General features: G+C 70.8%; 20 protein-coding genes and 1 riboswitch. Of the genes, 12 read left to right on the top strand and 8 right to left on the bottom strand.

Features of this window, described 5'->3' with window-relative positions:
- Positions 1–165: 165 nt before the first annotated feature.
- The gene (dxs, locus tag I596_RS03450) at positions 166–2055 is read left to right on the top strand and encodes a 1-deoxy-D-xylulose-5-phosphate synthase (RefSeq protein WP_067644235.1); all 1890 of its coding nucleotides are present in this window, start codon (positions 166–168) and stop codon (positions 2053–2055) included.
- Between the two features lie 322 nt (positions 2056–2377).
- Here the strand turns inward: dxs and I596_RS03445 are convergent, their stop codons facing one another.
- The 4 genes from I596_RS03445 to I596_RS03430 form a co-directional block, all read right to left on the bottom strand.
- Complete coding sequence (locus I596_RS03445; RefSeq protein ID WP_150131991.1) at positions 2378–2698, bottom strand: hypothetical protein; 321 nt, start codon at positions 2696–2698, stop codon at positions 2378–2380.
- 244 nt (positions 2699–2942) lie between these two features.
- Positions 2943–3794: a peptide chain release factor N(5)-glutamine methyltransferase gene (prmC, locus tag I596_RS03440; protein WP_067644230.1), complete on the bottom strand. Its 852-nt coding sequence runs from the start codon at positions 3792–3794 to the stop codon at positions 2943–2945.
- The gene (locus tag I596_RS03435) at positions 3791–7918 is read right to left on the bottom strand and encodes a hypothetical protein (protein WP_067644227.1); all 4128 of its coding nucleotides are present in this window, start codon (positions 7916–7918) and stop codon (positions 3791–3793) included. Before I596_RS03435 ends, prmC begins: the two co-directional genes overlap by 4 nt.
- Positions 7919–8137: 219 nt before the next feature.
- Positions 8138–8689: a Pycsar system effector family protein gene (locus I596_RS03430; RefSeq protein WP_067644224.1), complete on the bottom strand. Its 552-nt coding sequence runs from the start codon at positions 8687–8689 to the stop codon at positions 8138–8140.
- A gap of 354 nt (positions 8690–9043) precedes the next feature.
- On the opposite strand from I596_RS03430, the gene oxyR reads away from it, so the two are divergent.
- Positions 9044–10015 carry a DNA-binding transcriptional regulator OxyR gene (oxyR, locus tag I596_RS03425; RefSeq protein WP_067644221.1) on the top strand — a complete coding sequence of 324 codons (972 nt, stop codon included), beginning with the start codon at positions 9044–9046 and terminating at the stop codon, positions 10013–10015.
- An 82-nt stretch (positions 10016–10097) separates the two neighbouring features.
- On the top strand, positions 10098–10514 hold the full coding sequence (rnk, locus tag I596_RS03420; protein WP_067644218.1) for a nucleoside diphosphate kinase regulator: 417 nt from the start codon (positions 10098–10100) through the stop codon (positions 10512–10514).
- 55 nt (positions 10515–10569) lie between these two features.
- Here rnk and metB read toward each other — a convergent pair whose 3' ends face one another.
- The 4 genes from metB to I596_RS18685 form a co-directional block, all read right to left on the bottom strand.
- Entirely contained in the window at positions 10570–11763 is a 1194-nt protein-coding gene (gene metB, locus I596_RS03415) for a cystathionine gamma-synthase (RefSeq protein WP_067651382.1), read from the bottom strand.
- A complete protein-coding gene (locus tag I596_RS03410; protein WP_190278978.1) occupies positions 11760–12752 on the bottom strand; it encodes an alpha/beta fold hydrolase in 993 nt (330 codons plus the stop codon). Before I596_RS03410 ends, metB begins: the two co-directional genes overlap by 4 nt.
- Positions 12753–12806: 54 nt before the next feature.
- A riboswitch (SAM riboswitch) is annotated at positions 12807–12925 on the bottom strand.
- A gap of 90 nt (positions 12926–13015) precedes the next feature.
- Positions 13016–13915: a DMT family transporter gene (locus tag I596_RS03405; protein WP_223303908.1), complete on the bottom strand. Its 900-nt coding sequence runs from the start codon at positions 13913–13915 to the stop codon at positions 13016–13018.
- Positions 13912–14169, bottom strand: coding sequence for a putative signal transducing protein (locus I596_RS18685; RefSeq protein WP_190278977.1), 258 nt, complete (start codon positions 14167–14169; stop codon positions 13912–13914). Before I596_RS18685 ends, I596_RS03405 begins: the two co-directional genes overlap by 4 nt.
- A gap of 78 nt (positions 14170–14247) precedes the next feature.
- On the opposite strand from I596_RS18685, the gene I596_RS18680 reads away from it, so the two are divergent.
- From I596_RS18680 to I596_RS03355, 9 genes are all read left to right on the top strand, one after another.
- The gene (locus I596_RS18680) at positions 14248–14586 is read left to right on the top strand and encodes a DUF3253 domain-containing protein (RefSeq protein WP_190278976.1); all 339 of its coding nucleotides are present in this window, start codon (positions 14248–14250) and stop codon (positions 14584–14586) included.
- Positions 14586–15872, top strand: coding sequence for an acyltransferase family protein (locus tag I596_RS03390; protein ID WP_067644204.1), 1287 nt, complete (start codon positions 14586–14588; stop codon positions 15870–15872). The genes I596_RS18680 and I596_RS03390 overlap by 1 nt, the downstream gene beginning before the upstream one ends.
- Before the next feature lie 30 nt (positions 15873–15902).
- Positions 15903–17630, top strand: coding sequence for a glutamine--tRNA ligase/YqeY domain fusion protein (locus I596_RS03385; protein ID WP_067644201.1), 1728 nt, complete (start codon positions 15903–15905; stop codon positions 17628–17630).
- The gene (locus I596_RS03380; RefSeq protein WP_067644198.1) at positions 17627–17962 is read left to right on the top strand and encodes a hypothetical protein; all 336 of its coding nucleotides are present in this window, start codon (positions 17627–17629) and stop codon (positions 17960–17962) included. Before I596_RS03385 ends, I596_RS03380 begins: the two co-directional genes overlap by 4 nt.
- Positions 17962–18522, top strand: a complete 561-nt coding sequence (locus I596_RS03375) for a deaminase (protein WP_067644196.1) — start codon at positions 17962–17964, stop codon at positions 18520–18522. Before I596_RS03380 ends, I596_RS03375 begins: the two co-directional genes overlap by 1 nt.
- 107 nt (positions 18523–18629) lie before the next feature.
- A complete protein-coding gene (gene rlmM / locus I596_RS03370; protein ID WP_067651374.1) occupies positions 18630–19685 on the top strand; it encodes a 23S rRNA (cytidine(2498)-2'-O)-methyltransferase RlmM in 1056 nt (351 codons plus the stop codon).
- 150 nt (positions 19686–19835) lie between these two features.
- Positions 19836–20552: a TVP38/TMEM64 family protein gene (locus I596_RS03365; RefSeq protein ID WP_067644193.1), complete on the top strand. Its 717-nt coding sequence runs from the start codon at positions 19836–19838 to the stop codon at positions 20550–20552.
- Positions 20553–20711: 159 nt separating this feature from the next.
- Positions 20712–22421 carry a DUF6311 domain-containing protein gene (locus tag I596_RS03360; protein ID WP_067644190.1) on the top strand — a complete coding sequence of 570 codons (1710 nt, stop codon included), beginning with the start codon at positions 20712–20714 and terminating at the stop codon, positions 22419–22421.
- A gap of 135 nt (positions 22422–22556) precedes the next feature.
- Complete coding sequence (locus tag I596_RS03355; protein ID WP_067644187.1) at positions 22557–25151, top strand: glycosyltransferase family 2 protein; 2595 nt, start codon at positions 22557–22559, stop codon at positions 25149–25151.
- Positions 25152–25244 lie beyond the last annotated feature (93 nt).

Genomic DNA, 25244 nt, shown 5'->3' with positions numbered 1-25244 from the left:
GCTGGCGGGCTCCGGCCGCCGCCCGCATCCGGCAGCCGGGCGGTACCGGTGGGGCGGTACGTGCCTCCTGCCGGCCAGACGGAGCGCCCATCGCTGCCAGGGCGCTTCCTTGCTCCGCCCGCCGCCGTGACCGAAAATGACGGCCCTTGGACCGTACCGCCCCTGATGATCGACCCCAGCCGCTATCCGCGCCTCGCGCGCATCGACAGCCCTGCCGACCTGCGTCGCTTCCCCGAAGCGGAGCTGCCGCAGATCGCACGCGAAGTGCGCGATTACCTGGTCGAGTCCGTGGCGACTTCCGGCGGGCACTTCGGCGCGGGGCTCGGCGTGGTCGAGCTGACCGTGGCCCTTCATTACCTGTATGAAACGCCCGAGGACCGGCTGGTCTGGGACGTCGGCCACCAGTGCTATCCGCACAAGATCCTGACCGGCCGGCGCGACCGCATCACCACGATCAAGAAGAAGGACGGGCTGGCGCCGTTTCCGCGCCGCGAGGAAAGCCCCTACGACACCTTCGGCGTGGGCCACTCCTCGACCTCGATCAGCGCCGCGCTGGGCATGGCGCTGGCCGCGCAGCGCAAGGGCGACCCGCGGCGTATCGTCGCGGTGATCGGTGACGGCGCGATGACCGCGGGCATGGCGTTCGAGGCGCTCAATCACGGCGGCGACGTCGAGCCCGACCTGCTCGTCATCCTGAACGACAACGGCATGTCGATCAGCGAGAACGTCGGCGCCCTGACCAAGATGCTCGCACGGCTGATGACCAGCAGCACGCTCAACAGCCTGCGCGAGCACGGCAAGAAGATGATGAAGCGCGACAGCTTCCTGTGGCGCTTCATCAAGCGATGGGAGGAACATGCCAAGGGCATGTTCATGCCGAGCACGCTGTTCGAGGAGTTCGGCTTCCACTATTCCGGCCCGATCGACGGGCACGACCTGCCGCAGCTGCTGCAGGCCCTGCGCACGCTGAAGGGCCTCAAGGGTCCGCAGCTGCTGCACGTGATGACGACCAAGGGCAAGGGCTACCCGCCCGCCGAGCGCGAGCAGATCGAGTACCACGCGGTCGGCCCGTTCGACCCGCAGGCAGGCGTCGCCCGCAAGAGCGCCTCCAAGCCGACCTACACGGACATCTTCGGCGACTGGCTGTGCGACATGGCGGCCGCGGACGACCGCCTGTACGGCATCACGCCGGCGATGCGGGAAGGCTCGGGCCTGGTACGGTTCTCCAGGGAGCACAAGACCCGCTACTTCGACGTCGGCATTGCCGAACAGCACGCGGTGACGCTGGCTGCCGGCATGGCCTGCGAGGGCGCCAAGCCGGTCGTCGCGATCTACTCCACCTTCCTGCAGCGCGCCTACGACCAGCTGGTCCACGACGTCGCCCTGCAGAACCTGGACGTGCTGTTCGCGATCGACCGCGGTGGCGTGGTCGGCCCCGACGGCGCGACCCATGCCGGCAGCTTCGATCTCTCTTACCTGCGCTGCATTCCGAACATGGTCGTGATGGCACCGGCCGACGAAGACGAGTGCCGCAAGCTCCTGACCACCGGATTCCGCTACGAAGGTCCGGCAACGGTGCGCTATCCGCGCGGCACCGGACCGGGCGTCGCCATCGACCCGGCGCTGAGCACGCTGCCGATCGGCAAGGCCGAGGTCCGCCGCAACGGGCACGGCATCGCCCTGCTCGCGTTCGGCGCCCTGGTCGCGCCCTGCGCGAAGGTCGCCGACGCGATCGACGCGACCCTGGTCAACATGCGTTTCGTCCGGCCGCTCGACGCGGCGCTGGTGCTCGAACTGGCTCGCAGCCACGCGGCGCTGGTGACGATCGAGGACAATGCGATCGCCGGTGGCGCCGGCAGCGGCGTCGCCGAACTGCTGGCCGCGCACGGTGTCTCCGTGCCCATGCTGCACCTGGGCTTGGCCGACAGCTTCCTCGAACACGCCAGCCGCGAGGAGCTGCTGGCCGAGTCGGGACTGGATGCGCCCGGCATCGAAGCCGCGGTACGCGAGCGCTTCGCCCAGCACATCCCGCTGCCGTTGCGCGACGTCGGCTAGAAGCCTCGCCTTCCCGCCTGTCGGCCAGCCGACGGGCGTTTCCTTGTGTCCGCGCAGCGGACGACCCGGCCGCGCGGTCACGGTTGTCGATCCTGGTGCGGTGGCGATGCCGGGAGTCGCCTGCTCGATCGGCCGCTGACGTCCGACCGGACCGCGGTTCGGCGCATCTGGCCTGCCCATGGAAGTCCGTGCCATTGCAGCGGGCCGACGAGGACTGCGCGCCTGCCAGCCGCCTGGCTCGACCACACCGCATGCCCCACCTGCCGACGAATCGCCGCCTCCTGTCCGAGAACAGGGGCGGCGGGTGTCTAGGACATCATCCCTACGGGCAGACGACGGTCGAATCCGTGCCGATCAGGTTGTTGAGTCCGTCGTAGACGGTTACGCCGATGTAGCCCGTCGGGTACAGCGGGCTCGGGCAGGAATAGACGCAGTAGTTGTCCGCATACGCGCACACGGCGGGAAAGTTCACCGCGCCCGATGGCCAGCTGATCCACTCGTACCTGACCGGCGGTGTCGGGAACCCGAGGATGTCGGCGTAGCACACGCCCGAGTCGCAGAGGAAATCGAGCGTCTGGGCACTCGCCCCCGCGCCGATACCCAGTCCCACCATTGCCATTGCCGCCATTGCTGCAAGTTTCATGGTCACTCTCCTTGATTTTCCGGGGTATGAATCGACACCGCATGGGCGTCGCGCAATCCATGCGGCATCCCATGCTACATCCAGATATACATGTATACATATACCCAAAAACGGCGGACTACCCGACCTGCGTCACGGGATCCGTCGTCGTTCGCGCCACGACCAGCCGGCAATCGGCTGCGTCGCTCCTGCACAGCCTTCGTGAAGCCCGCTCATCGCACCGCCTGACCGACACCGCGCCGGATCATTCCGGCCGCTGGCCGAGACTGACCCGATCGCGCGCTTCCAGGTCCTGGGCGGTGGCCACCTGGACCAGTCCGTGTGCCTCCAGCAGCGCACGCACCGCCGCGCCCTGGTCGTAGCCGTGTTCCAGCAGCAGCCAGCCCCCCGGATCCAGGTGAGCCGGCGCCGCCGCGACGATCGCACGGATCGCGTCGAGGCCGTCCTCGCCCGAGGCGAGCGCCGACAGCGGTTCGTGGCGCAGATCGCCCTGCCCCAGGTGCGGATCGTCCGCGCGTATGTACGGCGGATTGGAAGCGATCAGCGCGAAGCGCCGCGTTCCGAGCGCACCGGCCCAGTCGCCGCGAACGAACTCGACATTGGCGATGCCGAGCCGCGCCGCGTTCGTGCGGGCGACCCCCAGCGCCGCTGCGCTCAGGTCGGTGGCGAGGATGCGCGCGCGCGGCCGCTCGCTGGCCAGCGCCAGCGCGATCGCGCCCGAGCCGGTACCGAGATCGGCAACGGCGACATCACTTTCCGGCGCAATCCGTTGCAGGGCCAGTTCGACCAGGCGCTCGGTGTCGGCACGCGGAATCAGCACGTCGGGCGTGACCGCGAGATCCAGCGTCCAGAAGCCGCGCTTCCCGGTCAGGTAGGCCAGCGGCTCGCCGGCCGCGCGACGCGTCAGCAATGCCGCGAAGCCGGCCGCGACAGCCGGCGGCGCAACGTCCCGGTCGTGCGCGTAGAGCCAGGCGCGTGGCCGGTCGAGCACGGCGGCGAGCAGCAACTCGGCCTCCGATCGCGCCGATTCGGCGGCGGCCAGGCACGTGGCCGCCGCAGCCAGCAGCTGGCGGATCGTCGGCGCGGGATCGCTCATGCGCGCGGCGGCACGGCCGGCGGTGGCGGCAGGTCGGTCAGCGGCTCGAATGCGGCCGGCTCGGCCGGCGCCTTCGCCGGCACCGGCGAACGCCAGTAGCCGCCGCGCTGCCAGGCGGCGAAGCCACCACGCAACCAGTCGATCACAACCCACGCCAGCCACAGCGCCCAGGCCAGCATCGCCAGCTTGTAGATCCACAGTGGCAGCGAGATCACGCTCGCCACCGGCAGCGCATCGGTGCTTCGATCGGCGAACCAGCGCAGCTGGTCGGCACTTGAGCCGTTGCCTGTCACGTACATGTCCGGCGCACCGAGTAGGCCGTTGCGGATCGCACCGACCATGCAGACCAAGGCGACCAGGGTCAGCAGCGGCAGGGCGACCTGCACCAGGTTGAATCCCCAGGCGCTGGCCGGCTCGCTGCGCCGGCGCCAATCCAGCGCGAACAGCCAGACCGCGATCACGACCAGCGCCAGCCACGAGAACGTGGAAAAGCCCAGGCCCAGCAGCAGCCATTGATGTGCGCGCAATGGCGAACGGCGCCAGCGCGCCAGCAGCACCGCGGCCACGGCCAGCACCAGCAACTCGCCCCAGACCAGCACCGCCGGCCCGACCGGCGGCCCGAACGCCGCCAGCAGCCAGCGGTCGCGCGGTAGTTGCAACGCCAGGTCGATGTTGGCCGCCGGCAGGCCCAGCGTCAGCGCCGGCGTGGTCACGCGCGTCGCCAGCGGCATGGTCTCGCGAAAGCGGATCTCGTACTGCTGCAGCCCCGGCGCCAGCGGCAGGCTCAGGCGCCCGTCCTGCAGCCGCAGGTTGATCGCTTCGCCGGCACGGCGGACGCCGAGCAGCTCCGCGCCGGCCGGCAGGGTCAGCACCTGCTCGCCGCCCTGGCTGGCCCGGACATCCAGCTGCAAGGCATGACTGGCTGCCCGCTGGCCGATCTCGCTGGACAACGCCACGCGGTCGATCGCGCGCGTGGCGCCGGCGACCGCCGACGGCCGCGCGACCCGCAGCGTCAACGACTCGCCGGGCAACGGATGGAACTCGAACACCCGGTAGTCCTCGGCCAGGCCGCGGTCGGCATCGAAGCCCGCCTCCGGGACGCCTTCGAACGTCACGTGCCAGGTCGGGTTGACGACGATGCGCCAGACCTCCGCGTGGCCGGTCAGTGGCGGCGCCGTCAGTGTCAGCGCGTCGCTCTTGTCCAGTGTCGCGACGTAGCGTGCCTCGTCGGCGCCGTCGGGAATCGGCAGCTCGACCGCGCCGGCGCGCAACCGGACGCCGGGCGAGGTGATGCGCTCGCCGGCCAGCGGCGGTACCGTCACGACCAGGCCGCCCTCACGCGGTGCCAGCCGGCGAACCGTGGTGTCGACGCGCCAGTCCAGATCGAGCGCCAGCCGGCGCTCCACCTCGACGAACGGCGGGAACTGCTGGCCGCCGCCGGTCTCGCCCGCAGACCGTTCCCCGTCCCGCAGCCGCACCAGGGTCAGGGTCTCGGTCAGCAGCCGCTCGTCGGACAGTCCCGTGGCCTGCCAGCCGGTGCCGGAGAACTGCACGCGCCGGGGCGCCAGCGGAAACGCCAGCGCGACCTTGTCGACCAGCACCTGCCAGCGCAGCTCGACGCGATGCACGCCGCGCGGCACGACGATGCGGGCTCCGCCATCGTCACCGGCGATGCCGTCGACGGCCGCGCCATCGAGGCTCGACGACCGTAACGCCAGAGCCTTGTCGTCGGTCGGCAGCGGCACGGCGCTGCGCTCGAGCGCATGCACCTCGAACACCGCAACGAGCTCGTCGCCCTGCGCCGACACCTGCAGCGCCGCGATACCGGCACAGGCGGGCGCGCAGCGCGGTGGCTCGGTCAGGCGCCCGCGCAGCTCGCCCAGCAGCGCATCGGACGGGAACGCCTGCGCCTGTGCCGGCGGCACGAAGCCCAGCACGGCCCCGGCAGCCACCAGTGCGGCCACGCCGGCGATGGCCGGCGACGGCCGCCGCGGCAGCAGCGGTGCCTGCTGGCCAAGGCGCCAGATCAGCAGCACCAGCAAGGCGACCAGCACACCCTTGAGCGGCCGCACGACCCAGGGCGGCGCGACCAGCAGGCGCACCTGCTGGCTCGGCAACACCGGGCCACTCCAATCCAGTTCATAGGTCCGGCCGAGGCGCCAGCCCGGTTCGCCGGCGCCGGTCTGCACCACGGTGGTCTCGGCGTAGCGGCCCATCAGGTCCGAGTAGCGGGTGCGCGAACCGGTGACCGTGACGCTCTGCAGCGTGTCCTTCTTTTCGACCTGCGCGCGCTCGGCCGCCGGTGCCGCCGGCGGCGGTGGCGGCTCCGGCGCCATCATCGGCACGGCTTCCTCGTGGACGACGCTGCCTCCCAGCGGCGCGCCGGGATAGCCTTCGAGTGCGGTGGCGCCCTCCAGTTGCGGATAGAGCGCGGTGCGCAGTTGCGTGACCGCGAACGGCAACGCGGCCAGGACCAGCAGTGCCAACGCGGCGATGCGCAGGCCCCCGGCCACGCCGGCGAGACGGCCCGGCGGCAGCGCGCGCACGATCAGTCCGAGCGCGAGCGCCAGCATCAGCGTCCATACCGGTGCCCCGGCTTCCTGATAGCCGAGCAGCAGATACGCGAACGCCAGCGCCCCGCCCGGCCAGCCGAGCAGGCGGGCCGCCAACAGGACCAGGATCGCCGCGATGAAGACGTCGAGCAGGGTCCAGCCGGCGATCCAGCTGCCGGTCGCGCGATCGGTCCCGGGCGCCGCCAGCAGCCGGTAGCCGTACGGCAGGTGCAAGGTCGTGGAGATCCGGTCGAACACCTGCTGCCAGCCGGCGATCGGCATCGTGCCGGCGCCGGTCTCGATGCGCAGGCCGGCTTCGAGCCCGACCTCGGGCGTGCGCCACTCGACGCCGGTCAAGCCCGGCTGCAGGCCGTCGGTCACCAGCAAGGGCTCACCTTCGGTACGCGCCTGCGCGCGCTGCACGGCGAACGGCGCCGCGGCATCGAAGCGCCAGCCGCTGTTCATGCGTCCGTCGATGCGGTCGCGGCTGAACCAACCGCGGCCCTCGAAGTCGAGCCAGGCCTCGCGCCGGAGATGCAGCCGGTTGGCCTCGTCCCCGGCGGCGCCCCGTGAATGCTGCTCGATGGCCAGCGTGCCGCCGTCGGCCAGCGCGAACGCCGGCAGGGTGCGCCATTCCGGCGGCACGTTGGCCTGCTGCGGATCCACCTGGGTCTGCCCGCCGGCAGCGGTGACGCGCAGGCGCGGCGCCGGTTCGTAGCTCCAGACCTCCTGCGCCGGCCAGGGCTCGGCCGCCAGGCGCGCGGTGACGGCGGTCAACGGTGCGGTCGCCCGCGCCGTCAGCGTCAGTACGTCCGAACCCGGTTGCACCTGCACGCGCAGCCGGCCGTCCTCGTCGAGCCGGACCGGCCAGCCGTCCTGGCTCTCCAGGGCCAGTGCCACGAATCCGTCCGGCAGCGCCGGGCCGATGCGTTCCTCGCGCGCCTGCCCGGAGACCCAGATCTCCACGCGGGTCGTCAGCCGCGCGGGAATCCCGTCGGCAAGCTTGCGATGGACGCGCAGTTCGAGGCTGTCCTCCTCCGCCGCCGCCGCGGTGCCGCGGCCCAGGGTCAGCGCATCGGCGTCGCGCTGCACCGGCGCGATCGTGCGCCCGTCCACCGTCAGCGCCACCAGCGCGATCTGCCGCGGCACGCGCAGGGCCTGCGGCCGCTGCGTCCACGGAATCCGCGCGCGAACCTCGTGGCTGCCGGCCTGGAGCCACAGCATCGGCCCGTCGCGATCGACGACCGGGGCCGGCTGGCCGTCGACGGTGACCTGCTGCGGCCAGTGCTCGTCATCGCCGGGCAGCGGAACCCAGCCGTCCGTTTCGAGCTGCCAGCGCTGGCCCAGCTGCGCACCACCGGCGTCGGCGGCGATCGCGAGCGTACCCGGCCAGGCGCACAGGTAATCGTCGGCGGACTGTCCGGCCCGGCCGGCGATCAGCGCGCACGCGCGAAACTCCTGGTCCTTGAGGGCCCAGGCACGCCAGTCCCGCAGCTGCGGCGGTATCGCCTCCTGCGCGACGGCGGCGAGCGACAACAGGCAGGCGGTCAAGGCCAGGCAGATCCGGTGCATCGTAAGTCCCCTCGAAGGCGGTGGCAGCGCAGTCAACGGCGGCCGGCGGTCGTCGGGGTCGATCCGCGTCGCCGTGCCGGGCGGCGTGCCGGCATCATGACATGCACCCGCCGGCGGGCCTGCGATCGGTTCGGCATTCGTTGCGCAAGGCGCCGGGCGGCGCGCGCGATCGTCCGACGCGCATGGCCGCGCCGTGCAGCGGTGCCTTCGCACACCGCGCTAGCCCAGCAGGTGCCGGCCGATCTGCTCGAGGCTCGCCAGCACGAAGCCGGCCAGGAAGAACAGGTAGCTCCAGCGCAGGTACCGATACTTGTGGTGGGCGAGATAGACCCCCAGCGCGTAGATGTCCGACGCCCAGGTCGCGTACGGCGATCCGTCCGGCGCCAGCACGCGCGCGACCTCGGCTAGGTAGCGTTCGCGCGGAAGACCGGCGAAGTGGCCGAAGAACAGCAGGTTGAAATGCGGCGGCAGCTCGCCGCCGTCGAACGACACCGGGCGGTACTTGGGCAGCACGGCGAGAATCGCCAGCAGCAGGGCGAGCAGCGTGAAGCCGGCCAGGATCAGCACCGCCACGCGCAGGTCCGGGTCGGACAGCCGCCCCAGCGACAGCGTCAGCACGATCGAGGAGACCGTGATGATGATGTTGGCCTTGGTATCGGCCATGTTGGACAGCAGCACGTGGTGCTGCTGGGCGGTCCGCAGCAGGTTGTCGGTGGTGTTGCGCTCGGGAACCCGCGCGAACGCGTCCTGGGCTTCAGCGGCATCGCGCATTGCACGGCCTTCCGTCGGCTGGAAAGGCGGCATTCTATCGAGGCGCGGGCCCGGCGGCTTGCCGGCGGCCCGGCTGGAGCAGCCGGGCCGCCGACGCAAGAGGTGGGCGACGGAAGCGGGGAGGGAATCCGTCGCCCGGGCGGCATCGTGGGGAGGGGGGATACGATGCCTGCCGAGCGTGAGGAAGCAAATCCTCGAACGCCTGGCGAGCAGATGGGGCTCGGCTTTCGCGGTTCAAGGGCTGCGCCCGATTGCCGCACCGGCCGCCCCGGAAACGAACGGGCGCGCCGGCTAGGCATCACACAAGCGGATCGATAACAAATCAACGATAGCCATGATCTATAGTTCCGCGCCATGAACCTGCGCGATCTCCGCTACCTCGTCGCCCTCGCCGAGCACAAGCACTTCGGCCGCGCCGCCGAAGCCAGCTTCGTCAGCCAGCCGACCCTCTCGACCCAGATCCGCAAGCTCGAGGACGAGCTCGGCGTCGCACTGGTCGAGCGGACGCCGCGCAAGGTGCTGCTGACCGAGGTCGGCCACGAAATCGTGGCGCGCGCACGCGACGTGCTCAACGAGGTCGAGCAGATCAAGGCGATCGCCCGCCGTACCGTCGACCCCGAATCGGGCACGCTGCGACTGGGCATCTTCCCGACGCTCGGCCCGTACCTGCTGCCACACCTCATTCCGCGGATCCGCGAGCGCTTTCCGCGCCTGGAACTGCTGCTGACCGAGGAAAAGACCGAAGCGGTGCTGCGGCAGCTGCGCGAAGGCCGGCTCGACGCCGGCATCCTCGCCCTGCCGGTCCACGATCACCAGTTGCATGCGGAGTTCCTGTTCGAGGAGCCGTTCGTGCTGGCCGTTCCGGACGGCAACCCGCTGGCCACGCGCACCGCGCTGCGCCTGCAGGACCTGGCCGACCAGAGCGTGTTGCTGCTGGAAGACGGCCATTGCCTGCGCGATCAGGCGCTGGAGGTCTGCCAGCTGGCCGGCGCCGGTGAAAAAGCCGGCTTCCGCGCGACCAGCCTGGAAACGCTGCGCCAGATGGTGGCGGCCAATGTCGGCATCACCCTGCTGCCGGCACTGGCGGTCAAGCCACCGGTGCCGCAGGCCGACAACGTGCGTCTGATCGCGTTCCGGAAGCCGGCGCCGAGTCGCCGCATCGCCATGGTCTGGCGCAAGAGTTCGGCGATGGCCGGCTTCCTGAAGCTGCTCGCCGGGCTGTTCCGCCAGCTTCCGCCGGAGCTGCTGGATCCCCATGCGGACGTGCCGGCCGGCACTGGCGTCCCCGCGTCGGCGCCGATTGAGAAAGCCGGCGCGATCGGCTAGCGTTGCCGGATCGACGCACGGAGCGAGGGGTTCGGCTGACTCGCCGCCCGCTGCGTCCCTTCGACCCTTTCTTGGAGTTTCCGTGGCCAGCACCTCTTCACCGATCACCGTCTCCAGCCTCGATCTGGAGCGCATCGAGCAATTGCTCGAGCTTCCCGTTCATCGCGCCTTCGCCGGTGCCGATGCGCTGCGCAGCGAGCTGGCACGCGCGGCCATCGTCGAGCCGGAGCAGATGCCGTCCGACGTGGTCACGATGAACTCGACGGCCCTGGTGGTGGACGAGGAGCGCGGCGACTCGCACCAGCTGACGCTGGTCTATCCGCGCGATGCGGACGGCTCGCCGGGCAAGGTCTCGATCCTGGCGCCGATCGGCAGCGCCATGCTGGGCCTGCGGGTCGGCCAGTCGATCGACTGGCCGCTGCCGGGCGGGCGCCGCCTGCGCCTGCGCGTCACCGGCATCGCCTACCAGCCCGAGGCCAGCGGCCACCTGCACCGCTGATGCAACGGCGCCGCCGCTGCGCTGCGCGGCGGCGCCGGGGTTCCGGGTTTTCGGCCTAGGCGGCGGAAGCCGCGCGCGCCGAGCCGACCACCGCTTCGACGCGACCGAGCGCGGCCTCGACGTCGCGCGCCAGGTCGCCCTCGTCCTCGATGCCCACCGACAGCCGCAGCAGGCCATCGGCGATGCCGGCACGGGCCCGCGCTTCAGGCGCCATCGCCGCATGGGTCATTCCGGCTGGGTGACAGACCAGGCTCTCGACGCCACCGAGCGATTCGGCCAGCGTGAAGCACGCCAGTCCTTCGACGAAGGCGCGCGCCGCGGCCACGCCGCCTTCGAGTTCGAAACTCAGCATCGCGCCGAACCCGCTCTGCTGGCGGCGCGCGAGCACGTGCCCGGAATGGCTCGCCAGGCCCGGATAGTGGACGGCGCGAACCGCCGGATGCGCCTGCAGGCGCTCGGCCAGCACGCGCGCGTTCGCTTCGTGGCGATCCAGGCGCACCTTCAACGTGCGCAGGCCGCGCAAGGTGAGGTAGCTGTCGAACGGCGCGCCGGTCAGCCCGAGGCAGTTGGCCCACCACGCCAGCCGCTCGGTCAACGCCGCATCGCGCCCTATCACCGCGCCGCCGACCACGTCGGAATGGCCGTTCAGGTACTTCGTCGTCGAGTGCACGACGGCATCGGCCCCCAACGCGATCGGCTGCTGCAGCAGGGGTGACAGGAAGGTGTTGTCGACGACCACCAGCGCGCCGGCCTCATGCGCGGTCTCGGCGACGTGGCGGATGTCCGTGATGCGCAGCAGCGGGTTGGACGGCGTCTCGATCCAGACCAGCTTGGGACCGTCGGCCAGTGCGGCGGCGAGCGCGCGCGGATCGTGGAAATCGACGAACTGGACGCGATAGAGACCGCGCTGGGCCTGGGCGTTGAACAGGCGCCAGGTACCGCCGTAGCAATCGTGCGGCGCAACCAGCAGATCCCCCGGCTCGAGCAGCGCGGCAGCGACCAGCGCCACCGCGGCCATGCCGCTCGCCGTCACCACGGCGCCCTGCCCGCCCTCCAGCTCGGCCAGGGCGCCGGCGAGCGTGTCTCGCGTCGGATTGCCCGAACGGGTGTAGTCGTAGGCGCGCTTCTGGCCGAATCCGGCGAAGCTGAAATTGGTGGACAGGTACAGCGGCGGCATGACCGCGCCGTGGGCGGTGTCGCTGTCGACGCCGGAGCGCACCGCGATCGTATCGAGAGACAGGGAACTCATGCGCATTCCTCCGCAACCAGCGCCTGCCGGAAAATCCCGGCGATGGTCTCGTCCTCCTTCAAGAAGGCGTCGTGACCGTAGATCGAATCGAACTCCACCAGCGTGCAGGCCGCGCCCAGCCGGTCGGCGAACGCACGCAGCGACTGCACCGGCACCAGCAGGTCGTCGCGCACGCCGACCAGGGTGACCGGAACGGCGATCGCCTCGGGCCGGCAGCGATGCGCGTCGAGCGATGCCGACAGCGTCAGGAAAGCCTGTGCCGGGAAGCGGGCCGCGAACCGCTCGCCGTGCGCGTCGAGCCAGCCATGGATGCCCCGTTCCGGCTCGGCCTCGCCGAAGCGCGCCTCCAGCTCCCGCGGCGTGCGGTAGCTCAGCATCGCCAGCTGCCGGGCCTGGGCCAGCGCCGCCTGCTGCCGCTCCGGTGCCGCTTCGGCCACCAGCGCGCGCTGCAGCGCGCGCAGGCCCTGCGCCCAGGCGCCGGCCCGATGAGCGGCGCTGATCACGACAGCACGCCCGATCCGTTCGCCGGCCAGGCGTGCCAGGTGCTGCACGACGCAGCCGCCGTACGAGGCGCCGATCGCAAGCGCGATGCGCGCGATGCCGAGGTGGTTGAGGACGGCCAGGATCGCCGACGCCTGGTCGACGCTGTCGATCGCCGGGAACGTCGCGGCGCCGGCGACCGGCCCGCTCGAGGCATCGGCACCGCCCAGCCAGTCGATCGAGACGATGCGCAGCACGCGCGGGTCGAGCGCCCGGCCTGGACCGCACTGGGACGCCCACCAGCGGCCCGGATCGCGCCCCGCCGAGATGCCGCCCAGGACCACGACGACCGGCCCCGCCGGTGCGCCCCAGGCCTGCCAGGCCAGCTGCGCATCGGCCAGCGTGATCCCGCCGGCCAGCCGGAACGCCGGCAGCCGCAGGACGCCGCGCTCGGGCGCGGGACACCCGGCGATATCGGCTGGAACGTCGAGGGAAAGCACAGCGGCCACGCGAGGCTCCTGGATTCGGGCTGCGCGACCGGAGCAGCGCGCACGAGGCGCGGCCGCTCATCTCCCGGGGCCCGGCCCATGCCGGACATCCCCGCTGGAATTGGCACCATGCGACATAGGTCGCGGTTGCCCCGGCGTCTCAGACCCAGTGTCTCGACCGGTCGCGATGAGTGGGCGCACTCTACGCAGGCGACGACGTCCCGTCAATAGGCGTATAGACGTCTATACGCCCAATCCGGAAGACCATGCCGGTATCGGCAGGTTCAGGTCCTGGGCGATGCCGGCCGCCAGGAGCCGATGAAGATGCCGAGCAGCGAAAGCCCCACGCCCAGCCAGTCCATGCCGCGGGTCGGGCGCGCGAACACGATCACGTCGAACACGAACGAGAGGCCCGGCTGCAGCAACAGCAGCAGGCCGACCAGCGAGGCGGGCAGGCGCGGCATCGCCCGCACCAGCAGGATCCAGCCCAGCACCTGCCCGAAGAAGGCCAGGCCCAGCAGCGCGCCGAGCGAGCCCAGGTCCGGGATCGCGAAGCTCTCGCCGTTGGCGAGCATCGACGTGCCGAGCACGCCGGCGCAGATCCACGAGGTCACGCAGATCAGCTGTGCCGGTGCCAGCGTCACCTGGCCGCTGCGTTGCAGGTGGCGCGTCGTCAGCAGGTAGACCGCGTAGGCCACGCCGGTCAGCAGGCCGAACACCACGCCCTGGCGGTACTCGGCGCCGAACCGGGACCAGTCCAGGCCGACCAGCAGGTAGAGACCGACCAGCGCCAGCGCGGTGCCGGCAGCGAAGGCGGCGCCGATCCGCTCGCGGTAGATCAGCACGCCGGCCAGTGCCATCAGGAACACCTGGAAGTTGCCCAGCAAGGTGGCCAGACCCGGCCCGACCTGGTGGATGCTGCGGTGCCAGAGCATCAGGTCCACCGCGAAGGCGACGCCGGGCAGCAGCAGCCAGCCGGCCTCGCGCAGCTTCACCGGCCGCCACTGCCGCAGGACCAGCAGCCCGGCCAGCAGCATCACCGCACCGAACAGCATCCGGTAGAACGCCGAGACATTCGGGCCCACGTCCGCCAGCCGGACGAAGATGCTCGTCGTGCTGATCAGCGCGGCACCCGCGCCCATCTGCCAGACCGCGTCGCGCGGAACGGCCGGCGTCGCGGTCAAGCCAGCAGCTCGGTCAGGTCGTCATCGTCCGCCGGCAGATCGCCGGGATCACCGTCCAGCTCGGCCAGCAACCGTTTCGCCGAGGCCAGGTCGGCGTCGTCCACCCACACGACGTAGAGACCGCAGGCCGGCATCTCGCCGAGCGCGCCGGAAAGGTACTCGCCGCCGACGTGGGCGCGGACACCGCCCGCCTCGAGCACCCCCTTGCGCAGATGGGCATCGATCAGCGAATCGGAGCGGCAGGCGATCTTCACGCACGCACTTTGCCGCAAAGCCGGCCGGGCGGTCCAGTCGACGCCGGCACGATCTGGACGCCATCGGAGGATCGGCGCATGATCCGCCGCGCCGATCCGCCACGCCAGATCCCGGTCTTCATGGTCCAGCTTCCCGACGACGAGCTTTCCGACACGATCCGGGCCTGCGTCTTGCAGATGCTCGGTGCTCGCGGAACCGGGACCACGATCGACATCCACGATGCAGCCCGCAGCGTCGCCTTGCGCATCGGCTGCGACTGGCGCGACCTGATGCGGCCGCTGCGCACTGTCGCCACGACGATGATCGAGGCCGGCATCCTCGATGCCACGCAGGGCGAGGCCGCCGTGGACATCCGCCATGCGCGCGGCCCGGTCCGGCTGCGCCTGCGCGAAGCGGCCCCGGCCTGGCCCGACTGATGCGCCCGGGTCCGGATGCGCGGGCGCCCGATGCCATCCCGCACACCGACGACGCAGCCCCGCGATCCGTTCCGCCTGCCGCCCCCGCTGGCGCGATCCCCGCCCTGGACGGCCTGCGCGGCTTCGCCGCGCTGTGGGTCCTGCTGTTTCACGTGTGGATGATGACCGGCCTGCCGAGCCTGCGCCTCACCGAGACGGCGCCGTTCGGACTCGAGGCCTTCCTGATGATGGGGTGGGCCGGCGTGGACGTGTTCTTCTGCCTGTCGGCCTTCCTCCTGGTCCTGCCCTATGCGCGCTGGCGCTATGCCGGCGCTCCGAAGCCGGACACGGGGCGCTACCTGGTGCGGCGGGCGCTGAGGATCTACCCGGCCTATCTCGTCCAGCTGGCCGTTCTGCTGCTGCTCGCGCTCGTGCTCGGCCACGGCCGCCTGCTGAGCGGCCGCGAGCTGCTGGGACATCTCTTCCTCTGGTTCAACATCGGAACGGATTGGATCGCGCCGCTGGTCGGCGTCTGGTTCACGCTGCCGATCGAGTTCTCGTTCTATCTCGTCCTGCCGCTGATCGCCCCTCTGATCGATCGCAGGCGCTGGCCCTGGCTGCTGCTCGCCGCGCTGGTCATCGCGATCGGCTACCGCCTGTGGGCCTCCGCGGTGAACGCTTCGGCCCCCATCCCGATACGCATCGCCGAAATCGAGCGGCTGCCCGGCCGCATCGACCAGTTCGTGATCGGCATGCTGGCCGGCGCGGCATTCGTAGCCGCCGCGCAGCGCAACTGGCGCCCGCGATACCCGGCCGCGTGGTTCTGGGGCGGCGTCGCCGGGATGGTGCTGCTCGGCGGCGCGATGATCCGGGTGGCCGACAGCTACTGGTCCGGCCATCCCTTGCTGTACGTGTGGCATGGGCTGTTCAGCGCCTGCCTGGTTCCGGTGCTCCTGGCCGCCGCCTGGAACGCACGGCCGGGCAGCGGCCTGCTCGACAACCGGCTCTTGAGATACCTCGGCAAGACCAGCTTCGGCATCTACCTGTGGCACATGCCGATCCTGATCCCGATCCTGCCGCACATCCCCGAATCGATGCCTCCGGCCGCCCGATTCTGGGCGCTGCTGGCACTGGTCCTGCCGGCGACGCTTCTCGTCGCGCACCTGTCCTACGCCTGGATCGAGCGGCCGTTTCAACGCCGGCGCAGTCGCAAGAGCACGTCGATGCGGCACCCGGCGTCCGGACCCGGCGCGGACCGGCCCGAGCCCGCCCGTCAATCCGGCGACGCCCGCGAGCCCAGCGGGTAGACTTGCGCCTTTGCCCGTCGACCCACGCGCATGAGCGAATCGCCTCCCCCCAACCACTTCATTCGCCAGATCGTCCTGGACGACCGTACCGCCGGCAAGCACGGCGGACGCGTGGCCACGCGCTTTCCGCCGGAGCCCAACGGCTACCTGCACATCGGCCACGCCAAGTCGATCTGCCTGAACTTCGGGCTCGCCCGCGAGTTCGGCGGTGCCTGCAACCTGCGCTTCGACGACACCAACCCGGTCAAGGAAGACGTGGAGTACGTCCAGGCGATCCAGGACGACGTCCGCTGGCTCGGCTTCAGCTGGGACGAACTGCGCCATGCCTCGGACTATTTCGAGGTGTTCTACCGCTGCGCCGAGAAGCTGATCCGGAACGGCAAGGCCTTCGTCTGCGACCTCTCGGCCGAGCAGGTGCGCGAGTACCGCGGCACGCTGACCGAGCCCGGCCGCGACTCGCCGTACCGCACCCGTTCGGTGGAGGAGAACCTCGACCTGTTCCGGCGCATGCGCGCCGGCGAGTTCCCGGACGGCGCGCGAACCCTGCGCGCGCGGATCGACATGCGCAGCGGCAACATCAACCTGCGTGACCCGGCGCTCTACCGCATCCGCAAGGTGACCCACCAGAACACCGGCGACGCCTGGCCGATCTATCCGATGTACGACTACGCGCACTGCATCTCCGATGCGGTCGAGGGCATCACGCACTCGCTGTGCACGCTGGAGTTCGAGGACCACCGGCCGCTGTACGACTGGTGCCTCGACCAGCTCGACCTGCCGGGCGATCGGGACCTCACCGAGCCGCTGCGCGCGGTCGGTATCCGCTGCGAGCCGAGCCGGCCGCAGCAGATCGAGTTCTCGCGCGGCAATCTCGACTACACCGTGATGAGCAAGCGCAAGCTGATGGCCCTGGTACAGGACCGGCTGGTCGACGGCTGGGACGATCCGCGCATGCCGACGCTGGCTGGCGCCCGTCGCCGGGGCTTCCCGGCCGCCGCGATCCGCGCGTTCTGGGAGCGCGTCGGCATCAGCAAGCAGAACAGCGTGATCGATGTCGGCGTGCTCGAAGGCTGCGTCCGCGAGGCGCTGGACACGCAGGCACCGCGGCGCCTGGCGGTGCTCGATCCGGTGCGGCTGGCCATCACCAACCTGGCCGACGACCACGTCGAAACGCTGAGCTTTCCCAACCACCCCAAGAACGAGGCCGCCGGCAACCGCGACGTGCCGTTCTCGAATACCGTGTGGATCGAGCGCGAGGACTTCATGGAGACCCCGTCCAAGGGCTTCCATCGCCTGGTGCCTGGCGGCGAGGTGCGCCTGCGCGGCGTGGGCATCGTCCGCTGCGAGGAGGTCGTCAAGCAGGACGACGGCACGGTCGTCGAGCTTCGCTGCACGCTGGACGCCGACACCCGGCCGGGCCGGCCGGGCGCCGACCGCAAGGTCAAGGGGACGATCCACTGGGTCAGCGCGCGGCACGCGCTCGCAGCCGAGGTGCGCCTTTACGACCGCCTGTTCGACGCGCCGGCGCCCGACGACGACAGCGGCGGCAAGACCTACCGCGACCATCTCAACCCGGCGTCCAAGCGCGTCGTGCGCGGCTGGCTGGAGCCTTCGCTCGCGCGCGTCACGAACGAATCCACCTACCAGTTCGAGCGCCTGGGCTACTTCGTCGCCGATCGCCACGACCACGGTGCCGCCACGCCGGTCTTCAACCGCGTGGTCACCCTGCGCGACACCTGGGCCAGGACCGCGAAATGAGCCTCCGCCTGGCCGTGCTCGCCGTGTGCCTGGCCGGCCTGGCAGGCTGCGCGCATGCGGTGGCGCCGGCGGCGACGGCCACGCCGGCGCCCGCGGCCGAGGTCGACTACCGCTGCAAGGTCGACGCCGACTGCGCCGTGAAGGACGTCGGCAACTGCTGCGGCCACTATCCGGCCTGCGTCAACAAGGACAGCCCGACCTTTCCCGAGCGCGTCGCCGCCGAATGCGCGCGGACCGGCATGTCCGGCGTCTGCGGCTACCCGGTCATCAGCGGCTGCCGCTGCGTCGCCGAGCGCTGTACCCACGTCACCGACGGCGGCGAGGTGCGCTGATGCTCTACCTCCAGGTCCACCTGACCCTGCCCGCCTGGATCACCGATGCGGTCGATCTGCAGCAGACCTATGCCGGCGACGAAGCCCAGGTCGGGCTCGCGATCGCGCTGTCGCGGCTCAACATCGACCATCGGACCGGCGGCCCGTTCGGCGCGGCAGTGTTCGATGCGAACGGCCGCGTGGTCGGCGTCGGCGTCAACCGGGTCGTGCCGCAGGCCTGCTCGGTCGCCCATGCCGAGATGATGGCCTACATGACCGCGCAGCAACGGCTGCAGCGCAAGCGCCTCAACGAGGACGGCAGCCGCTACGTGCTGGCCACCAGCTCGCAGCCGTGCTGCCAGTGCTACGGCGCGACGGTCTGGGCCGGCGTCGACGCGCTGCTGATCGGCGCGCGGTCCGAAGACGTCATGACGCTGACCACGTTCGACGAAGGCCCGTTGCCGGCCGACTGGATCGGCGAGCTGCAGCGCCGCGGCATCACCGTCCACCGCGACATCCTGCGCGACCAAGCCCGCGAGGTGCTGCACCGCTACGCGCGCGATGGCGGAGCGATGTACTGACCCGTGGCGGGCCTCGCCATGCCTGGCCGCGATGCATGAACGATAATCCGGCCACTCCTCCGGATCCTGCAGCCTCCATGCCCGACACCGCGCTTCCCCGTCGCCCCATCGACGGCTTCCTGGCCTGGTGCCGCCCCGGCTTCGAGAACGACTGTGCGCAGGAGCTGGCCGCCCGCGACGCCGCCCTGGCGACCGGCGGCTACGCCCGGGCCCGGCGCGACAGCGGCTACGTGGAGTTCATCCTGGCCGACGAGGCATCGGCCACGCGCTACGACCGGGCCTTGCGCACGGACGCGCTGATCTTCGCCCGGCAATGGCTGCGGCTGCACGCGCGCGTCGATCGATTGCCGGCCACCGATCGGCTCGCCGTTCTGATGCCGGCCATCCGTGCCACCGGCCTGACGTTCGCCGACGCCTGGATCGAATCGCCCGACAGCACCGAAGGGCGCGAACTCTCCGGCCTGTGCCGGGCGCTCAACACCGCCCTGATCGTGGCGATGAAGCGCGAGCGTCTGATCGCGGCCGACTCGCGCTGGCGGCTGCACCTGGGCCTGCTCGATCCGGCCACCGCCCTGGTGGCGGTGGCCGATGTCGCGCACAGCGCCCCCTGGCCCGGCGGCATCCCGCGCCTGCGCTTCCCGCGCGGCGCGCCGAGCCGCTCCACACTGAAGCTCGAGGAAGCCTTCTTCGTGTTGCTCGACGCCGGCGAGCGCGAGCGCTGGCTGCGGCCCGGCATGAGCGCGGTCGATCTGGGGGCCGCGCCGGGCGGCTGGACCTGGCAGCTGGCCCGGCGTTCGATCCACGTCACCGCCGTCGACAACGGGCCGATGGATGCCGGCCTGCTCGAATCGGGCCTGGTCGACCACCGGCGCGAGGACGGCTTCCGCTATCAGCCGGCGCGCCCGGTCGACTGGCTGGTCTGCGACATGGTCGAGCAGCCGCGACGGGTGGCCGCGCGCATCGGCGACTGGCTGGCGGCCGGCTGGTGCCGGCACGCCGTGTTCAATCTCAAGCTGCCGATGAAGAAGCGCTACGACGAGGTGATGCTCTGCCGCGAGCGCGTCGCGGAAGCCGCCGCCGGCGCCGGCAAGCGCCTGGACTGGCGCGCACGCCAGCTCTACCACGACCGCGAGGAAGTCACCGTCTACGCGACGCTGCGCTGATCGCCGTTGCAATCGGGCACCGGAGCGCGATCGACGCGGAACGGCATCGCGCGGCGGGCGCGACGTCGAGTCCGGCCGGCAAAGCCGGTATCCTCGACGGCCGCTGCGCGGCGTCCCGCGCCACGTCCCGCCTTCCCTGTCCCGATTCCGATGAAGCGCCTGCGCTCCGCCCTGCCCTTGTTCCTGCTGATCGCCGCCGGCGTCGCCTTGTACGCGTCGGGCATGCTGGACCGGTTCCATCCGACGGGCCTGCTCGATCGCCAGGGCGACCTGCACCGGCAGATCGCCGCCCACCCGGTCGCGGCCGGCCTGATCCAGGTCGCGGCGATGACGGTCGCGGCGGCGACCGGCCTGCCCGGTGCGGTGCTGATCGTACTGGCCGGCGGCATGCTGTTCGGCGTGCTGCAAGGCACGCTGCTCTCGACGATCGGCCTGATCCTCGGCACCAGCGTGCTGTTCCTCGCCAGCCGGCACGCCTTCGCCGGCGCGGATCGGCCACCGCCACCGCTGATCGCACGCATTCGCACGGGCTACCATGCCCACCCGGTCAGCTACACGCTGTTCCTGCGCCTGGTGTCGTTCTTCCCGTACGGGGCGGTGACGGTCGCGCTGGCCTGGCTGCGCTGTCCGCTCGGGCTTTTCCTCGCCACCAGCACCGTCGGCGGAGCGGTGATGACGGCCGTGGAGACCAGTCTCGGCGCCGGCATCGCCGCTTCGCTGGCGCGTGACGGCCGCCTCGGCCTGGGCCTGGTCGCCCAGCGCGACGTGGTGCTGCCGATGCTCGGCATGGCGACGCTGGCGCTGGCGCCGATCCTGGTCGACCGGATCCGCACGCGGAACCGCCGCCCGGCGCCCGCCACCGACTGAGCACGCCGCCGCCGTGCTTTCCGGCCGAGCCTCCAAAACGACGATGCGCGCGCACCGGCGCCGCGGCGCCTGCAGGCCCTCGTCGGCATGCAAGGGCCGAGACGGCGCAGGCACCCCGGTGATGGCCGGCCGGTTCCACGCTGATATGGGGAGACGCGCATGACCTCGGTGGCGCGGCCGGACGCCGGGCATCCATGGCCTGCCGGCCGGCTCGTCGTCGTGCTGGCGGCCGTCCTGTTCACCTGCGCCACGCTGAGTGCGGGCTACGTGACCGGTCTCGGGCCGTTCTGGCAGCAGCCCTCCGGCGATGCTGCGCAAGGCCAGATCGGCTGGTTCTACTACGCGCGCGACAGCTGGCGCTGGCCGCTGCTGGCGATCGGCAACTATCACCTGCCCGAAGGCGGCAACGTCCTGCTGTCGGACAGCCTGCCGCTGTTCGCGGTGCCGGCCAAGGCGCTCGTCGGCCTGCTGTGGCCGCCCGAGGCACTGCCGCCGATCTATCTCGGGGCCTGGGTCGCGCTGTGCTTCTTCGTGCAGGTCGTCGCCGCGTCCCGCCTGCTGGCGGCGCTGGACGTGCGCCGGCCGCTGCAGCACCTGGCCGGCATCGCGCTGCTGAGCTACCTGCCGATGCTGTTCCTACGCTTCGGCCATGCCACCTTGCTCGCCCACTTCCTGATCCTCTTCGCCTTGACCGGCTACGTCCAGGCCAAGCGGGATCGCCTGGCGCGCGCGGGCTGGATCGGCCTCTGCGCGATTCCGGTCGTTTCCCTGTGGATCAGCCCCTACATCGCCGCGATGACCGGCATCCTCGTGCTGGTGACGCTCCTGGACGGTTGGCGCGAGGGCCGTCTCGATCTTCGCGGGATCCTGCTGCGCCTGGCGGCGATGCTGCTCACCGGCCTGGCCGTGCTCGGCGCCAGCGGCTTGCACGCGCTTCCGACCGAGAATCCCGGCGACTACGGCCGGTACTCGCTCAACCTGCTGTCACCCTTCGTGCCATTCCCGGGCACCACCACCGGACACTGGCTGCAGACCGCGCACCCCAGTCCGCGGGACCTGCACCAATGGGAAGGCGGCAGCTATCTCGGGGCAGGCGTCGTGCTGCTGTGCCTGGCGGCGCTGCCGGCGCTGCGCCGATGGCGGACCGGCCTTCGTCGCCACGCGGTGCTGGCGATCGCGCTCGTCGTGACGCTGCTGTTCGCGATCTCCCATCGCATCGGCTTCGGTGCCTGGGAACTGGTGCATCTGCCACTGCCCGAGGTCGTGCAGTCGGCGCTGTCGAACCTGCGCGGCTCCGGCCGCTTCGTCTGGCTGGCCGTCTATGCGCTGGTGGCCGGCTGCATCGTGGCGGTCGCGCGCCACTATCGACCGCCGGCCGCAACCGCCCTGCTGGCCCTGGCCGCCGTGCTGCAGATCGCCGATGTCGCGCCGATGCAGCGGGAGGTGCGCACCGCCTCGGCGACGGCCGCCGGGCCCCAGATCGACGTCGCCGCCTGGGAGGACCTGATCGCCCGGCACCAGCGCTTGTTCCAGTTTCCGTCGTTCGAGTGCGGCGGGCTCTATGGCCTCGGCGTACCCGGCACCCGCTGGCGCGAACTCCAGATCGACTGGGTCGCGGCGCGCCTGAACAGGCCGACCAACAGCGCCTATCTCGCACGCAAGGCCAAGGACTGCCGACACGAGCGCGAACAGGCCACGCGCGGCATCCGGGAGCCGGGAACGCTCTACCTGTTCCGCAGCAGCGAGGACATCGGCCGCCTGCTGGCCGCGCACGGCGAGCGCTCGGCCGGCTGCGGCTACCTGGACGATGTCGTCGTCTGCTCGGCCGACCAGGACCTCTCCTGGATCGACCGGTCGACGCTGGAATAGCCGCGCCGGTGGCCGGCTGCGGCCGTCCGCCGTTCCGATCCGAACCGCTCGATTGAGGGTATTCAGGCGCTTGGGCTATCCTGACGCCCTTTGTGTGGCGCGGCATCCGCGCCTTCGCTACGCCGAGGCCGCCGCTTGACCCCGACCGCCCAGACCGCACCCGTGCAGAAATCGTTCTGGCGGGCGCTGGCGCTCAGCCTGACCATCGCGGTGCTGAACTTCGGCCTGTGGGCCTGGCTCAACCGGCCCACGCCGATCGCCGACTGGAACGGCCAGGTCGGCGGCTTCGCGTTCAGCGCGTTCCAGCGCTACCAGGATCCGACCAAGGACATCTACCCGAGCGAGGCGGAACTGGCCGGCGACATCCGCCTGATGGCGCAGTACACGCGGCGCATCCGTACCTACGCGTCGCTGGAAAGCCCGCAGATTCCGCGCCTGGCGCGGCTGTACGACATGAAGGTGATGGCCGGCGCCTGGCTCGACCGGCGCGCCGATCACAACGACCGCGAACTCGAAGCCCTGGTCACGCTGTCGCGCAAGTACGACAACATCGAGCGCGCGATCGTCGGCAACGAATCGGTGCTGCGCGGCGACGTCAGCGTCGACCAGTTGATCGGCTATCTCGACCGGGCTCGCGCGCAGCTCGACATCCCGGTCTCGACCGCCGAGCCGTTCTTCGTCTGGGAGCGCAATCCCGAGCTGGCGCGCCACGTCGACTTCATCACCGTGCACCTGCTGCCGTACTGGGAGCGGATCCCACGCAAGGACGCGATCGGCTTCACGCTGGGCCAGTACCAGCAGCTCAAGCGGCTGTTCCCCGACAAGCCGGTCGTCATCGGCGAGATCGGCTGGCCGTCCAACGGCGACCGCAAGGAGTACGCGCGCCCGACCCTCGCCAACGAGGCGCAGTTCCTGCGCGAGTGGTTCAACCTGGCCGCCCGGGAGAACATCGACTACTACGTCATGGAAGCGTTCGACCAGCCGTGGAAGGAGGCCAACGAGGGCCGCGCCGGTGCCTACTGGGGCGTGCTCAACGCCAATCGCCAGCCGAAGTTCGCGTTCACCGGCTCGGTCGTGGAGGACACCACCTGGCCGTGGAAGGCGGCCGCCGCCTCGCTACTGGCGCTGCTGCCGATGTTCTGGTTCGCCCGCCACTTCATGCGGTTCCGCACGGCGGGCCTGTGGTTCTTCCTGGTCCTGATCCAGCTCGGCGGCACCCTGCTGGTCTGGTCGGCGACGCTGCCGTACGACTTCTACCTGAGTCCGCTGGACTGGACGATGCTGACGCTGTTGCTGCCGGCGCAGTTCGCGATCATCCTGGTCCTGCTGATCAACGGCTTCGAGTTCACCGAGGTGATCTGGCGCCCTCGCTGGATCCGGCATTTCGGCCTGCTGACGCCGCAGCCCGGCGATCCGCAGCCGTTCGTGTCGATCCACCTGGCCTGCTACAACGAGCCGCCGGAAATGGTGATCCTCACGCTCGACTCGCTGGCCGCGCTCGACTACGAGAACTTCGAGGTGCTGGTGATCGACAACAACACCCGCAACCCGGAGGTCTGGAAGCCGCTGGAGGCCTACTGCGAGAAGCACGGGCCGCGCTTCCGCTTCTTCCACCTGGAACCCTGGCCCGGCTTCAAGGCCGGCGCGCTCAACTACGGCCTGACCGTGACCGATCCGCGCGCCGAGGTCATCGCCGTGGTCGACGCCGACTACGAGGTGCGCAAGGACTGGCTGCGCGCGCTGACCGGCTACTTCCGCGACCCGAAGGTCGCCGTCGTGCAGTGCCCGCAGGCACACCGCGACTGGGAGCACAACGCGTTCCGGCGCATGTGCAACTGGGAGTACGACGGCTTCTTCCGTATCGGCATGCACCACCGCAACGAGCGCAACGCGATCATCCAGCACGGCACGATGACGATGGTGCGCAAGGCCACGCTGGTGGACACCGGCTCGTGGTCGGAATGGACGATCTGCGAGGACGCCGAGCTCGGCCTGCGCCTGATGCACGCCGGCTACGACCTGGTCTACGTCGACGAGGCGATCGGCAAGGGCCTGACGCCGGCCGACTTCAAGGCCTACAAGTCGCAGCGCTACCGCTGGGCGTTCGGCGCGATGCAGATCATGAAGGCGCGCTGGGACTGGATGGTCTCCGGCGACAGCCCCCTGAGCCGCGGCCAGAAGTTCCACTTCCTGACCGGCTGGTTCTCGTGGTTCGCCGACGCGCTGCACCTGGTGTTCACGCTGATGGCGATCGCCTGGACGGTCGGCATGGTCGGCTGGCCGCAGTACTTCGCGCTGCCGCTGCAGCTGTTCCTGGTGCCGATCATCGGCTTCTTCGTCTGCAAGGCGGTGTTCGGCATCGTGCTGTACCGGGTACGCGTGCCGTGTTCGTGGAAGGACACGATCATGGCCTCGATCGCCAGCATGGGCCTGTCGCACGCGATCGCGCGCGGCATCTTCCAGGGGCTGTGGCAGAAGAAGGGCGAGTTCATCCGCACCGCCAAGAGCCGCCGCCTGGGGGTCAAGCCCAGCCCGTTCACCGCCGTGCGCGAGGAGGGGCTGATGCTGGTCGCGCTCGCCGCCTGCATCGTCGGCATGGTCCACTCGGTCGGCTTCAACTACGTCGAAGGCAAGCTGTGGATCGCGATCCTCGCCGCGCAGTCGATCCCGTACGTTTCGGCGCTGATCGGCGCCTGGGTCGCGCACCGCTCCGGCGACGCCGCTGGCTGAACGGCCCGGCGCGCCGCGGCCGCGACCTGCAAGCAATTGAAACGGTGCGCAACGCCCAGCACCATCGGGCCGCCGCGTTTGCTATAAGGTCCG

This window comes from Dokdonella koreensis DS-123, assembly GCF_001632775.1.
GTDB classification, from domain to species: Bacteria; Pseudomonadota; Gammaproteobacteria; order Xanthomonadales; family Rhodanobacteraceae; genus Dokdonella; species Dokdonella koreensis.
Note: the sequence above shows the minus strand (reverse complement) of the source record. Positions and strands in the feature narration are given on the sequence as shown.

Bases quoted from the DNA above. Each gene is read 5' to 3' on its own strand.
- dxs (WP_067644235.1), top strand. From the start codon at position 166: ATGATCGACCCCAGCCGCTATCCGCGCCTCGCGCGCATCGACAGCCCT.
- I596_RS03445 (WP_150131991.1), bottom strand. From the start codon at position 2,698: ATGAAACTTGCAGCAATGGCGGCAATGGCAATGGTGGGACTGGGTATC.
- prmC (WP_067644230.1), bottom strand. From the start codon at position 3,794: ATGAGCGATCCCGCGCCGACGATCCGCCAGCTGCTGGCTGCGGCGGCC.
- I596_RS03435 (WP_067644227.1), bottom strand. From the start codon at position 7,918: ATGCACCGGATCTGCCTGGCCTTGACCGCCTGCCTGTTGTCGCTCGCC.
- I596_RS03430 (WP_067644224.1), bottom strand. From the start codon at position 8,689: ATGCGCGATGCCGCTGAAGCCCAGGACGCGTTCGCGCGGGTTCCCGAG.
- oxyR (WP_067644221.1), top strand. From the start codon at position 9,044: ATGAACCTGCGCGATCTCCGCTACCTCGTCGCCCTCGCCGAGCACAAG.
- metB (WP_067651382.1), bottom strand. From the start codon at position 11,763: ATGAGTTCCCTGTCTCTCGATACGATCGCGGTGCGCTCCGGCGTCGAC.
- I596_RS18680 (WP_190278976.1), top strand. From the start codon at position 14,248: ATGATCCGCCGCGCCGATCCGCCACGCCAGATCCCGGTCTTCATGGTC.
- I596_RS03390 (WP_067644204.1), top strand. From the start codon at position 14,586: ATGCGCCCGGGTCCGGATGCGCGGGCGCCCGATGCCATCCCGCACACC.
- I596_RS03385 (WP_067644201.1), top strand. From the start codon at position 15,903: ATGAGCGAATCGCCTCCCCCCAACCACTTCATTCGCCAGATCGTCCTG.
- I596_RS03380 (WP_067644198.1), top strand. From the start codon at position 17,627: ATGAGCCTCCGCCTGGCCGTGCTCGCCGTGTGCCTGGCCGGCCTGGCA.
- I596_RS03375 (WP_067644196.1), top strand. From the start codon at position 17,962: ATGCTCTACCTCCAGGTCCACCTGACCCTGCCCGCCTGGATCACCGAT.
- I596_RS03365 (WP_067644193.1), top strand. From the start codon at position 19,836: ATGAAGCGCCTGCGCTCCGCCCTGCCCTTGTTCCTGCTGATCGCCGCC.
- I596_RS03360 (WP_067644190.1), top strand. From the start codon at position 20,712: ATGACCTCGGTGGCGCGGCCGGACGCCGGGCATCCATGGCCTGCCGGC.